The organism is Mycobacterium shigaense (assembly GCF_002356315.1).
Lineage (GTDB): Bacteria > Actinomycetota > Actinomycetes > Mycobacteriales > Mycobacteriaceae > Mycobacterium > Mycobacterium shigaense.
The window spans coordinates 1,187,173-1,200,536 of the sequence record NZ_AP018164.1; the positions used below are offsets into that span (position 1 = coordinate 1,187,173).

Sequence of the window (13,364 nt, forward strand, 5' to 3'; positions counted from 1 at the left end):
TTATCGTGAGTGACCCGATTTCCCACCTGGGCCCCGAGCAGCGCGCGGCGGCCTGGCAGCGGCTGGGCGCCGAGCAGTTCGATGTCGTTGTCATCGGCGGCGGCGTGGTGGGTTCCGGGTGTGCGCTGGACGCGGCTACCCGCGGCCTCAAGGTGGCGCTGGTGGAGGCGCGCGACCTGGCGTCGGGCACCTCGAGCCGCTCGTCGAAGATGTTCCACGGCGGGCTGCGTTACCTCGAGCAACTGGAATTCGGGCTGGTGCGCGAGGCGCTCCACGAGCGCGAGCTGTCGCTGACCCGGCTGGCGCCGCACCTGGTCAAGCCGATGCCGTTCCTGTTCCCGTTGACTCATCGGTGGTGGGAGCGGCCGTACACCGCGGCGGGCATCTTCCTCTACGACAGCCTGGGCGGCGCGAAATCCGTTCCGGCACAGAAGCATTTCACTCGCGCAGGAGCGTTGCGGCTGAGCCCCGGCCTGAAGCGGACGTCCTTGATCGGGGGAATCCGCTACTACGACACCGTCGTCGACGATGCCCGGCACACCATGACGGTCGCGCGCACCGCCGCGCACTACGGCGCCGTGGTGCGGTGCTCGACGCAGGTGGTCGCGCTGCTGCGCGAGGGTGACCGGGTAATCGGGGTGCGGGTCCGCGACTCCGAGGACGGCTCGATCGCCGAGGTCCGCGGCCACGTCGTGGTCAATGCGACCGGGGTGTGGACTGACGAGATCCAGGCGCTGTCCAAGCAGCGCGGGCGGTTTCAGGTGCGCGCGTCCAAGGGCGTGCACATCGTGGTGCCGCGCGACCGCATCGTCAGCGACGTCGCGATCATCCTGCGCACCGAGAAGTCGGTGATGTTCGTCATACCGTGGGGCAGCCACTGGATCATCGGAACCACCGACACCGACTGGAATCTCGACCTCGCCCATCCCGCGGCGACCAAGGCCGACATCGACTACATCCTGCAAACCGTGAACACCGTCCTGGCCACCCCGCTGACGCACGCCGACATCGACGGCGTGTACGCGGGGCTGCGGCCGCTGCTGGCCGGCGAGAGCGAGGAGACCTCCAAGCTGTCCCGCGAGCACGCCGTCGCGGTGCCCGCGCCCGGCCTGGTCGCCATTGCCGGCGGCAAATACACCACCTACCGGGTGATGGCCGCCGACGCGATCGACACCGCGGTGCAGTTCGTCCCGGCCCGGGTCGCGCCGTCGATCACCGAGAAGGTGAGCCTGCTCGGTGCCGACGGTTACTTCGCGTTGATCAACCAGGTCGAGCACGTTGGCGAACTGGTCGGCCTGCACCCGTACCGGGTGCGCCACCTGCTGGACCGCTACGGCTCGCTGATGGACGACGTGCTTGCCCTGGCGGCCGGCCGGCCCGACCTGCTCACCCCGATCGCGGAGGCGCCGGGCTACCTGAAGGTCGAAGCCCTCTACGCCGTCACCGCCGAAGGGGCCCTACACCTCGAGGACATTCTGGCCCGGCGGATGCGCATCTCGATCGAGTACTCGCACCGCGGCGTCGCCTGCGCCCGCGAGGTCGCCGAGATCGTCGCCCCGGTGCTGGGGTGGTCCGCCGCGGACGTCGATCGCGAGGTCGCCAACTACACCGCGCGGGTGGACGCCGAGATCCTCTCGCAGGCCCAGCCCGACGACGTGTCGGCCGACGAGTTGAGGGCCAGCGCGCCGGAGGCGCGCGCCGAGATTCTCGAGCCGGTCCCGCTCAATTGAGGCCCGCCCCCCTGCCCGTTCGCGACGGCTTGGGACCCGCCCGGGTGCGGCTGCACGGGGGGCTGGTGCTGACTGAGCTGACCGCCCGGTTCGGTGAGCAGGCCGCGGCCAAGGTGCTGGCCGGGGAGGTCGTCGACGCCGAGGGCGTGTCGGTTGACGGCACGACGGTGCTGCCCGCCGGCGCCAGCGTGTACCTCTACCGTGACCTGCCGGTGGAGGTGCCGGTGCCCTTCGACATCCCGGTGCTGCATCGCGACGACGACATCGTCGTGGTCGACAAGCCACACTTCCTGGCCACCATGCCGCGAGGCCGGCACGTCGCGCAGACCGCGCTGGTGCGGCTGCGCCGCGAATTGGACCTGCCCGAGCTCGGCCCCGCGCATCGGCTGGACCGGTTGACCGCGGGGGTGCTGCTGTTCACCACGCGCCGCGAGCTACGCGGTGCCTATCAGACGATGTTCGCCCGCGGCGAGGTCGCCAAGACATATCTGGCGCGGGCCGCGGTCGACCCGGCGCTGGTGTTGCCGCGGGTGGTGCGCAGCCGCATCGTCAAGCGCCGCGGCCGGCTGCAGGCCTGCTGCGAGCCCGGTGCGCCCAATGCCGAGACGCTGGTGGAAAGCGCGGGCGACGGCCTCTATCGGCTGACGCCGCGCACCGGGCGCACCCATCAACTGCGGGTGCACATGGCGTCGCTGGGCCTACCGATCGCGGGTGACCCGCTGTATCCCGACGTCATCGACGTGCCGGCCGACGACTTCGGCACGCCGTTGCAGTTGTTGGCCCAACGCATCGCGTTCGACGATCCGATCAGCGGGTCGCGCCGCGAGTTCGTCAGCTGCCGAGTGCTGTAGGGCGTCTTCTTCAGCCAACGTGAAGTAGTTCTCCTCCTCCTGGACGAAGTGCAGGAGGAGCAGGGCGTGCAGCCCATACAGGCAGGCCAGCAGGTCGTTCACCTGGTCGGTTTCCAGGCCGCCCGCGCCGCGGGCCAGCTCGAGATGGGCGCCGATGCGGTCGGCCAGGCGCGTGATCTCGGCATGCGTCCGGCTCATGGTGGCGGTGGCCTCGCCGGAACCCAGCGGGTGCGCCAGCGCGGGGTAGAGCTGGGTTTCCTCGGCCTGCTCGTGGGGCAGGATGCGGTCCGTGAGCAGGGTGTGTACCCGGGAAATCTCTTGTAGTACAGCCTGATTCGGTTCGGTCGCCAGGCGGTCGGCCGCCGCGCGCAGCAGTCCCACGATGGCGCGCAGTTCGTCGTGCTCGGCGTCGAAGCGGCGCAACATCCGTTCGGTTCGGCTGGGCAGGTCGACCTCGCCGGCCGGATCGCCGCGCAGCGCCCGCAACGCGTTGAGAATCACGGCAACGTCGATCGCCTCCTGCAGCAGCGCGCCCGCGGCCGGCGGCAACCACCCGATCGCGGCGACGATCATCGCGGCCAACGACAGCGTCATGCCGACGACCGCGCTCTGCACGGCGATGCGGCGTGACCAGCGGGCGATATCCATCGCGTCGGCGAGCCGGTCCAGTCGATCCGTGGTCAGCACGATGTCGGCGGCCTCCGAGGATGCGGTGGAACCGCGCGCCCCCATCGCCACGCCGACGGTGGCCGCGGCCAGCGCCGGGGCGTCGTTGACCCCGTCGCCGACCATGACGGTTACCGCGCGGGCTTGTTCGGCGCGCACGGCGGCGACCTTGTCGGCGGGGCTCTGCTCGGCGTACACGTCGTCGAGCCCCAGCACGGCGGCGACCTCGCGGGCGGGTCCCACGCGGTCTCCCGTGAGCATCACCAATCGGCTCAGACCCGCACCGCGCAGCCGGCGCACCGTACGCGGGGCGTGCCGGCGTAGGGGGTCGCGCAGCAGCACCGCGCCGGCCGGGCGCCCGTCGATGCAGACCCAGGCGATCGCGGCGCTGTCGAGCAGGGCCCGGTTCAGCACCGCGCGGGCCCAGGCCGCGTCGGGGGCTTCCCCGGTCAGCTTGCCGACCTGGACGCGCTGGTTGCCGACGGTGGCGGTGACGCCGCGCCCGGGTTCTTCGACGACCTCGGTGGGCAGCGACAGCTGCAGCCCGCGGGTCAGGGCCTCGGTGACGATCGCCTCGGCCAGCACGTGCGGGGACAGCTGGTCCACGCAGGCGGCCAACCGAAGTATCTCGATCGCGTCCAGCCCGGCCGCGGCCGTCACGTCGATGACGGCCGGCCGTCCCATGGTCAGCGTGCCGGTCTTGTCCATCACCAACGTTGTTGCCTGCCCGAGGTTTTCCAGCGCAGCTCCGCCTCGGACGACCACGCCGTGCCGCGAGGCCCGCGACAGGCCGGAAACGATGGCCACCGGTGCGGCGAGCAACAAGGGGCATGGCGTCGCCACCACCAGCACCGCGACCGCCCGCACCGGCGACCCGCTGCCCAGCCACGCCCCGCCCGCGACCAGCAGCGTCAGCGGCAGGAACCACATCGCGTACCGATCGGCCAGCCGTACCACCGGCGCGTTCTGGGCTCCCGCCTGCGCGGCCAGCCGCACAATCTGCGCATAGGTGCTGCCCTCGGCCGTGGCGGTGGCCCGGATTTCGAACGCGCCACCGGCGTTGACCACCCCGCTGCGCACCGGCTCGCCGACGCCGCGCTCGATGTGCAGTGGCTCACCGGTGAGGACCGACTCGTCCAGCACCGCCACCGCATCGGCGACGCGCCCGTCCACCGGCACCACCTCGCCGGGACCCACGACGAGCAAATCGTCGACGGCCACGTCCTGCAGTGCCGTGAGGGTTACCGCCGAACCCTCGCGGCGGCGCGCGAACCGGGGCGCGTGTTCGAGCAGCGCCCGGAGGTCGTGCGTGGCCCGGCGTTCGGCGGCCGCCTCGAGCGCCCGTCCGGTGCCCAGCATCACGGCGATCACCGCCCCGGCGAAGTATTCGCCGACCAGCAGCGTGCCGACGAGGGACAGCACCGCAATCAGGTCGACCCCGAACCGGCGCCGGCGCAGCGAGGCCAGCACCCACACCGCCGCCGGGACGGCAGCGGTCAGGGTGCCCGCGATCCAGCAGTCGTCGGCAAGCCGACGTGCGTGGGCCAGCCAGGCGATCCCGCCGCCCAGCCATGCGCCGACGGTCACCGTCACCAGGATCGGTTCGACCGATCGGCGCAGCCGCGAGCGCATGCTGTCAGCCTCGCCCGACCCGACGGCCCTGGCTAGGGTCATACGTCGCACGTTGGGGAAATCCGGCGGGTTACTTGGGCCACCGGAATTGGGGACTCAGGTCACTAGGCGCGCCGTCGCGGCCGGGCAAGCATGAGGGGCGTGACTGCCACCTCTTCTCCCGGGTCCATCCCCATCTCGACGATCGTCGGCGACCCTGTGGCCCGCGTCGTCGCCGACGCTACAGTTGCCGAGGTCGCCAAGGCCCTGGTGGCCTGCGACGTAGGGGTCGTCGTGATCGGTGACGACCCGCGGCCGACCGCCCTGGTGAGCGAACGCGACGTCGTCCGGGCCGTCGCCGCCGGGAGGGACGCGGCCACTCTCCCTGCCACCGACATCGCCAGCACCAGACTGGTCTGGTGTGCCGCCGAGGCGACGGTGAATCAGGTCGCGGCCCAGATGATGGACCACTACATCCGTCACGTGCTGGTCGACCGCGACGGAGCGCTGGTCGGGATCGTCTCTGCCCGCGACCTGCTGGGGGTGTACAACTCCTACGGCGCAGACCCAGATCTCGCCTGGGAATGAAGCCGCGATCGGTGGCCGCCCTGGTCGGTGGCGGTCTGGCCGGGCTCACCGGGTGGGATCTGCTGCAGCGCCGGCACGCCATCATCCGCAACTACCCGATCGTCGGCCACCTGCGGTTCCTGCTGGAAGCGATCGGCCCCGAGTTGCGCCAGTACATCGTCACCGACAACGACGCGGAGCGGCCGTTCAGCCGCGACCAGCGGCGCTGGGTGTACACGTCGTCGAAGGCCGCCGATCGATACTTCGGATTCGGCACCGACAACGACCTGGAACGGGTGCACAACTACCCGATCATCAAGCATGCGGCCTTCCCGGTGCCGCCGCCGGACGGCGAGCCCACCCACCCCGACCCGGCCGTGCCCCTGCCGGCGGCCAAGGTGCTCGGGGGCGCCCGGCGGCGGGCCAAGGCGTTTCGGCCCTCGTCGCTGGTCAACGTGTCCGCGATGAGTTTCGGGTCGCTGTCGGGCGCGGCGGTCACCGCACTCAACACGGGCGCGCGCATCGCCGGCGCCCTGCACACCACCGGCGAGGGCGGTGTGTCGCCGTACCACCTGCACGGCGGCGACCTCGTGTGGCAGATCGGTACGGGCTATTTCGGCTGCCGCGACGCGGACGGTGCCTTCAGCCTGGACCGCCTGCTCGACCGGGTGGCGGCGACGCCGGCGATCCGGGCCATCGAGATCAAGCTGAGCCAGGGCGCCAAGCCCGGGTTGGGCGGCGTGCTGCCCGGCGCGAAGGTCACGCCCGAAATCGCCGCGATCCGCGGCGTGCCGGTGGGCGTGGACTGCAAGAGCCCGGCCGGGCATTCCGCATTCGACGACGTCGACGGGCTGCTCGAGTTCGTCGAGACCATCGCGGCCGGCACGGGTCTGCCGGTGGGCATCAAGTCGGCGGTGGGGGAGGCGTCGTTCTGGCTGGATCTGGCCGAGCGCATGTCGCGCACCGGCCACGGCGTCGACTTCGTCACCGTGGACGGCGGCGAGGGTGGCACCGGGGCGGCCCCGTTGGTCTTCACCGACCACGTCGCCCTGCCGTTCAAGTGGGCGTTTCCGCGCGTCTACCGGGCCTTCGCCGAGCGGGATCTGCACCACGACGTGGTCTTCATCGGGTCGGGCAAGCTCGGCATCCCCGAGAACGGCCTGCTGGCCCTGGCCATGGGCTGCGACATGATCAACGTCGCCCGGACCGCGATGTTCTCCATCGGCTGCATCCAGGCCCAGCGCTGCCACACGGGTCGCTGTCCGTCCGGGGTCGCCACCCAGTCCGCGTGGCTGCAACACGGCCTGGACCCGGCTCTGAAATCGATCCGCTGCGCCAACTATCTGGCCGCGCTGCGGTTCGACTTGATGTCCGTGGCGCGCGCGTGCGGCTACGTCCACCCCGCACTGGTGCCCCTCGGCGCGATCGAGCTGCTCGACGTCGACCTCAAGGCGGTGCGGGTCGACCAGTTGTTCGACTACCGGCCGGGGTGGGGGATGCCCGGGCCGGCCGACGTCGACGCGATCACCGAACTATGCGGTCAAGGGTTCGCCCTTGGGCGGCCGGCGCCGTGATCGCTGCCGGGTTTCGATCATCCGGTTGTGAACGATGTGCTCGACGAGGATCGGGACGAAACTCTGCACCGGAGCGGTGACGAACTGCTGAGCCGCTTCCTCGCACCAGCGCCGGATTTGTGCCGTTCGCTGCTCGTCGCCGAGTCCTTCCTGCCGGGCCAACTTTTCGGCGACCTCGCCCAGCGATCGTGCGACCGTCGAATTACTCGCCGGTGCAGCGTCATTGGTCGCTCCCGCCTCCTGCAGGGCTTGCCGGGCCGCCGCTGCGCTGCTGTCCGGCCGGACGACCCGCAGGGTGAGGTGTTGACCGTTCTGGCCGATCAGAATGACACTCGCCGGCTCGTCACTGGTGAAACCCAGCAATTCGATGCTGTGCCCGGCGATCTCGGCCAATTGCGGCGTCTCGCTCCAGCCGTTGCGGCGGTAACCCACCATCACGACTTGCCCGAGTCGCTCGGAGACCGACGCCACCAGCTCCGGTAGCTCGTCGACCAAATGCTGCGACCGCGGCCACCAAGCCCCGTCGACGTGTTCCGATGCTGCACGATACGGCTTGAGTTGCAAACGACTTTCGCGTTCCACGGTGGACCACCTGCATGCTCGGACTGGCCGGGAGCCCTCGCCGTTGAGGCCCCGATTCACCGGCAGATTAACCGCCGGCGGCGTCTACTCGCAGGTGCCGTTCAGGTCCAGCATCGGGGGCTTTGGTCACTTGCGCGCAGTTGCCGACTGCGGCAAATTCGCACTCATGCGTACCGCGTATCACCAACAGCTGACCGAGCTGACGGCGCAGCTGGGTGAGATGTGTGGCCTGGCCGGGGCGGCGATACAGGCCGCGACCCGGGCCCTGCTGGATGCCGACATCGCCGCCGCCGAACAGGTGATCCGTGACCACGAACGGATCGTGACGATGCGGACCCAGGTCGACAAGGCGGCGTTTGCGCTGCTTGCGCTGCAGCAACCGGTCGCCGGCGAGCTGCGCGAGATTTTCAGTGCCATCCAGATCATCGGCGACGTGGAACGGATGGGTGCGCTCGCGGTGCACGTCGCCGAGATCGCCCGCCACCAGTACCCCAAGCACGTCATTCCCGGTCACCTCCGCGAGTGCTTCACCGCGATGGGCGCGCTGGCAATTGCGTTGGGCGACAGCGCACGACAGGTGCTGGTGTCCGGCGACCCGCTGGAAGCGGCACGACTTCACGAGCAAGACGACGCGATGGACGAGCTGTACCGGCAGCTGTTGAGCGGGTTGATCGACGGCGAATGGCCCCACGCGGTGTCGGACGGCGTGGAGGCGGCGTTGCTCGGACGCTTCTATGAACGCTTCGCCGACCACGCCGTCGAGATCGGCCGCCGCGTTATCTTCATGAGCAGCGGCGAGCTGCCCCGCGAGGACCCGATTTCCACCTTCTGATCCGTCGGCCAAGGACAGCCCGCCATGTCGTCAGCGCCCAAGGTAGCCGATGTACCGGACCTGAGCGGCTTGACCGCGAAGCAGGTCGCGGCGGCGCCCGCCGACGAGTTGCTGCGCCGGCTGGCCAGTTCGACCGCCGGACTGTCGAGTTCGGAGGCGGCCGCTCGGCTGCTGCGATGCGGCCCCAATGCGGTTCGCACGCATCGGGTCAGCGCGCTGGCGGTGCTCGGCCGCCAACTGCGCAACGCGGTGCTCATCCTGCTGGCGGGCACGGCGATCGTCTCGTACTTTCTCGGCGACAGCATGCAGGCGGTCATCATCGGCATCATCCTGGCCGCCAGCATCGGGCTGGGCTTCGTCAACGAATACCGCGCCGAGCATGCCGCCGCCGAATTGCATGCCCGGATGCGTCACTCGGCGCTGGCCTGTCGGGACGGGCAGTTCGTCACGGTCAACGTCACCGAGCTGGTGCCCGGCGACGTCATTCGGTTGTCGTTGGGTGAGGCGGTGCCGGCTGATGTTCGGCTGCTGCACGTCAGCGGTCTGGAATGCAACGAAAGCATCCTGACCGGCGAGTCGACCGGCTCGGAGAAATCACCGGAGCCCGTCGCCGCCGGCGCGGAGCTGGCCGACTCCGTCGACCTAGCGTTCATGGGAACCATTGTCAGTGCCGGAGAAGGCACGGGGTTGGTGTACGCCACCGGAAAAAACGCGGAATTCGGCCGCATCGCAGCAGGTTTGGACGACAAGCAGCCCGAGACCGACTTCCAGAAGGGGCTGCGGCGGTTCTCCTACCTGTTGCTGCAAGTCGCGGTCGCGCTGATGACGATCATCCTGGTCAGCAACCTGCTGTTGCGTAAGCCGTTGATCGACTCCGTGCTGTTCTCGCTGGCGATCGCCGTCGGCATCACGCCGCAGCTGTTGCCCGCGGTGGTCAGTGCCAGCCTCGCGGCCGGCTCTCGACAGCTGGCCAAGGTGAAGGTGCTCGTCAAGCGATTGGTGTGCATCGAGGATCTCGGCGACATCGACATCCTGGTCACAGACAAGACCGGCACGCTGACGGAGGGTCAGATCCGCCTGGTGGACACGATCGATCCGAGCGGCGAGCACGACGAGGCGGTCCGGCGTCTCGGATTGCTGGCCAGCGACGTCGATCCGGAATCGGCCGGCATGAGCGCCAACCCGCTCGATGCGGCGCTCTGGGACTCGCCGGACTGCCGGCAGCTGGTGGGAGCTGCGGTGCGCCGGGTCGCGATAGTGCCGTTCGACCATGAACGGCGCGCCACCTCCGTCCTGGTCGACGACGACGGAAAACGCGTGCTGGTGGTCAAAGGTGCACCCGAACAGATCTTGGCCCGATGCCAGGCAACCGCCGCCGTCGCCGAGGACACCCTCGCCGGCCTGTTCGGGGCCGGCCGCCGCGTGGTGGCCGTAGCCGCCAGGCCCGCGGACGGGCTCGCGACGATTGGCCCCGGTGACGAACACGGTCTGACGCTGGCGGGTTTCCTGGTCTTCGCCGACGAACCGAAACCCGCTGCGCGCCAATCCTTGTTGGACCTGGCCGAGCTGGGCATCGAGACCAAGATCGCCACCGGCGACAATCCGCGCGTCGCCGAAAAGGTCTGTGCCGAGCTGGGTTTGGCGTCCAAGGGCACCATCACCGGTGCGCAGCTCGAAGAGCTCGGTGACGATGAATTCGTCGAAGCCGCACAGAACCACACCATCTTTGCCCGCATCTCGCCCGAGCAGAAGGCCCGGTTGATCGTCTCGTTGCGCCGGCACGGCCGGTCGGTCGGCTTCCTGGGTGACGGGGTCAACGACGCGCTGGGACTGCACGCCGCCGACGTCGGAATCTCGGTCGACAGCGCGACAGATGTCGCCAAGGACGCGGCAGACGTCGTACTGCTGGAAAAGGACTTGGGCGTGCTGGCCACCGGCGTGGCCGAGGGCCGGCGTATCTTCGCCAACACCATCAAGTACGTGCTGATGGGTACGTCGAGCAACTTCGGCAATATGTTCAGCGCCGCAGCCGCTTCCGCGCTGCTGCCCTTTCTGCCGATGCTGCCCAGCCAGATCCTGCTGAACAACCTGCTTTACGATTCCTCGCAGCTGGCAATCCCCACCGACCGCGTCGACGAGGAGCAGCTGCACGCGCCGTCGCATTGGAATGTCGCGTTCATCCGCCGGTTCATGCTCGTCTTCGGTCCGATCAGCTCGCTGTTCGACTTCTTGACCTTCGGCCTGATGCTGGGCGTGCTGCACGCCGGCGCGATCGAGTTCCGGACGGGCTGGTTCGTGGAATCGCTGGCGACTCAGACGCTGATCATCTTTGCCATCCGCACCCGCAAGGTGCCGTTCTTCCGCAGCCGGCCCAGCGTGCCGCTGGCGATCACCACTCTCACGGTGGTCGCCGTCGGGGTCGTGCTCACGATCTCGCCGCTGGCCCACACCCTTGGCTTCACCCCGCTCCCGTGGCCGTTTTTCGCCGCGCTGGGTGCGTTCGTGGTCAGTTATCTAGTGCTCGTGGAACTCGCCAAGGTGATGTTCTACGCGGAGCCGATGCATCTGGCCGGAGCACCGCATCGCATCCGCGGACGGTCACATCGCATTCGGCGACGGGCCGCCCGCTTTCACCACACGGATCAGGTCTGAGGCGCGTTCTGCTCGCCGGCGGGCTGGGGCGGCGGGTTCTTCGATACGTCCGGCATGAACTGCGGGCAGTACGCCTTGATGGCCGCGCCCACGAAAAAGCCGGTGTCGTAGTCGGGCAGGCCGCTGCTGTTCTCGACGTCCTGCTCCACATTCGTCAGGTTCATCCCGGTGTCGAGGTACTCGCAGACTTTGTGACCGGCAGCGATCGCGGCCTGGGAGGACGTGTGGTTGATGTCGTCCTTCTTCAGGATGGCCAGGAACTGGTTGTCGGCCGAGTCCGCGCGGGCGATCGGGGCAGGTCCGAGCAGGGCGGCCGCCGACATCAGGCCGGCCGCCGACAGCGACAGCGCCGCGCCGAACTTGCGGATGCGGGCATTGGTCATTTCCGATACTCCCCTGAGGCTGAATCGCAATTGGTCCAATACATTATGTCGGCGGTGCGGGTGGCCGGGAGGTTAAATCTCGGGGAGATTCAAGGGACGCCGGGATGGCGACTACGACAATTTGACGCTGTGCTGTGTCGGCCGTCACTCTTGAGCAGCAGGTACCCCTCTATCCGCGAGCACAATCGGTAATTTGACGCCCATGCCGTACCGACGATGGCTATCGCTGGCCGTGCTGGCCGTGCTGGCCGTGCTGGCCGTGCTGGCCGCCTGCTTGGTCGGTTGCGGCGTGCGGCATGTGTCGGTCACCCATCGCGACCTGACCGGGACATTTCGTTCCGGCGGCATGAACCGGACCTATCTCCTGCACCTGCCGCCCGGTGACCCGGTTGGCCTCGTGCTGAGCCTGCACGGCGGCGGCGGCACCGGGAACGGGCAGCGCGGACTGACCGAATTCGACTCCGTCGCCGACACGAACAACCTGCTGGTCGTCTACCCCGACGGCTACGACAAGAGCTGGGCGGACGGGCGCGGGGCCTCTCCGGCCGATCGCCGCCACATCGACGACGTCGGCTTCCTGACGGGGCTGGCCGCCAAGCTGCAGAACGACTACAACATCGCGCCCGGTCACGTATTCGTCACCGGGATGTCCAACGGCGGGTTCATGTCCAACCGGCTCGCCTGCGACCGCGCCGACATGTTCGCCGCGATCGCGCCCGTGGCCGGAACCCTCGGCGTCGGCGTGGCCTGCAAACCGTCGCGCCCGGTCTCGGTGTGGGAGGCGCACGGAACCGCCGATCCGCTGGTGCCCTACAACGGCGGCGTCGTGCATGGCCGCGGCGGGCTGAGCCGCTCCATCTCGGTGGGCAGCATGGTGGACAAGTGGCGCGCGGCGAACGGGTGCCAGAGCAATCCGGCGTCGCAGGTGCTGCCCAACGTGGGTGACGGCACCGTCGTGCGACGCTATGACTCCGCCGAATGCACTTCGTCCACCGAGGTGGTGCTCTACCAGATCGACAACGGCGGACACACCTGGCCGGGCGGCAAGCAGTACCTGCCCAAGGCAATCATCGGCCCCACCACGCGCGCGCTGGACGGCTCGGAGGCGATTGCCCAGTTCTTCCTGACCCACGCTCGCGACTAGCGCTCACACCTGGCAGGACGGGCACCAGTACGTCACCCGCTCGCCGGTGTCGTCGCGCCGGATGCGGGTGCCGCAACGGCGGCAGTTCTCGCCGGCCCGACCGTATACCCACAGTTGCCGGCCCTGCCGGGTGTCGCCGGTGGTGCACCGGTTCCAGCGAAAACGGTTGAGCCACAACATGTCCCGCGCTCGGGATGCCAAACGTCCCGGATTGCCGATCGCGCTGACCGGCGCGGTGGGCTGATGCCCTGTGACGAAACACAATTCGTTGCAGTACACGTTGCCGATCCCGGCCATTACCCGCTGGTCCAGCAGCGCCTCGGCGATCGGGCGGTCGGGGCGCGCGACGAGGTTGGCCGCGGCGACCCGGGGGTCCCAGTCCGGGCCCAGGAGGTCGGGGCCCAAATGCGCGACGGCGTCCCCGTCGTGGTCGCGGTCGAGTATCTCCAGCACGCCGAGGTCGATGCCGGTGGCACGAATCAGCCCGGCTTCCAGGATGATTCGTGCCCGGTGGTCCACCCGCACCGGGCGATTACTGTCTGGGAAGCCGACCCGCCAGCTGCCGTCCATCTTCAGATGCGAATGAATGCTGGCCGGCCCGACGCGCATGAACAGGTGCTTGCCCCGACTGAACACCTCGTCCACCACCTGACCGGTGAGGTCGACGGTGGCGAATTGTGGCACCCGGATGTCGCAGCGGGTCAGTGCGAGACCGGTCAGGTGCTGGCGCAGGGTGGCCGCCGTGTGCCAGACGGTGTCGCCCTCAGGCATC

Annotated in this window: 10 protein-coding genes and 1 pseudogene; 7 read left to right on the plus strand and 4 right to left on the minus strand. The window is 69.1% G+C overall.

Annotation, left to right across the window (positions count from 1 at the left end; genetic code table 11):
- The first annotated feature begins 5 nt into the window (after nt 1–5).
- Nucleotides 6–1,730, plus strand: coding sequence for a glycerol-3-phosphate dehydrogenase/oxidase (locus MSG_RS05590; protein WP_232011166.1), 1,725 nt, complete (start codon nt 6–8; stop codon nt 1,728–1,730).
- Nucleotides 1,727–2,581 (plus strand): pseudouridine synthase, encoded by an 855-nt coding sequence (locus MSG_RS25475; protein ID WP_232011167.1) that lies wholly within the window; start codon nt 1,727–1,729, stop codon nt 2,579–2,581. The genes MSG_RS05590 and MSG_RS25475 overlap by 4 nt, the downstream gene beginning before the upstream one ends.
- A 3-nt stretch (nt 2,582–2,584) precedes the next feature.
- On the opposite strand, the pseudogene MSG_RS05600 reads toward MSG_RS25475, so the two are convergent.
- Nucleotides 2,585–4,921, minus strand: a pseudogene (locus MSG_RS05600) (heavy metal translocating P-type ATPase); the annotation flags it as partial.
- 99 nt (nt 4,922–5,020) lie between these two features.
- Here MSG_RS05600 and MSG_RS05605 point away from each other — a divergent pair.
- Entirely contained in the window at nt 5,021–5,446 is a 426-nt protein-coding gene (locus tag MSG_RS05605) for a CBS domain-containing protein (RefSeq protein ID WP_096437801.1), read from the plus strand.
- Entirely contained in the window at nt 5,443–6,999 is a 1,557-nt protein-coding gene (locus MSG_RS05610; protein ID WP_096437803.1) for an FMN-binding glutamate synthase family protein, read from the plus strand. The genes MSG_RS05605 and MSG_RS05610 overlap by 4 nt, the downstream gene beginning before the upstream one ends.
- Here the strand turns inward: MSG_RS05610 and MSG_RS05615 are convergent.
- Nucleotides 6,958–7,581 carry a DUF5994 family protein gene (locus MSG_RS05615; protein ID WP_096437805.1) on the minus strand — a complete coding sequence of 208 codons (624 nt, stop codon included), beginning with the start codon at nt 7,579–7,581 and terminating at the stop codon, nt 6,958–6,960. The genes MSG_RS05610 and MSG_RS05615 overlap by 42 nt on opposite strands.
- 166 nt (nt 7,582–7,747) lie before the next feature.
- Here MSG_RS05615 and phoU point away from each other — a divergent pair, with 166 nt between their 5' ends.
- Nucleotides 7,748–8,413, plus strand: coding sequence for a phosphate signaling complex protein PhoU (gene phoU, locus MSG_RS05620; protein ID WP_096444106.1), 666 nt, complete (start codon nt 7,748–7,750; stop codon nt 8,411–8,413).
- A gap of 24 nt (nt 8,414–8,437) precedes the next feature.
- Nucleotides 8,438–11,065, plus strand: a complete 2,628-nt coding sequence (mgtA, locus tag MSG_RS05625; RefSeq protein WP_096437807.1) for a magnesium-translocating P-type ATPase — start codon at nt 8,438–8,440, stop codon at nt 11,063–11,065.
- Here mgtA and MSG_RS05630 read toward each other — a convergent pair.
- The gene (locus tag MSG_RS05630) at nt 11,056–11,448 is read right to left on the minus strand and encodes a DUF732 domain-containing protein (protein WP_096437809.1); all 393 of its coding nucleotides are present in this window, start codon (nt 11,446–11,448) and stop codon (nt 11,056–11,058) included. The two genes, mgtA and MSG_RS05630, sit on opposite strands and share 10 nt — an antisense overlap.
- A gap of 202 nt (nt 11,449–11,650) precedes the next feature.
- Here MSG_RS05630 and MSG_RS05635 point away from each other — a divergent pair, with 202 nt between their 5' ends.
- Nucleotides 11,651–12,592 carry an extracellular catalytic domain type 1 short-chain-length polyhydroxyalkanoate depolymerase gene (locus MSG_RS05635; protein ID WP_096437811.1) on the plus strand — a complete coding sequence of 314 codons (942 nt, stop codon included), beginning with the start codon at nt 11,651–11,653 and terminating at the stop codon, nt 12,590–12,592.
- A 3-nt stretch (nt 12,593–12,595) separates the two neighbouring features.
- Here MSG_RS05635 and nei2 read toward each other — a convergent pair whose 3' ends face one another.
- Entirely contained in the window at nt 12,596–13,363 is a 768-nt protein-coding gene (nei2, locus tag MSG_RS05640; RefSeq protein WP_096437813.1) for an endonuclease VIII Nei2, read from the minus strand.
- Nucleotide 13,364 lies beyond the last annotated feature (1 nt).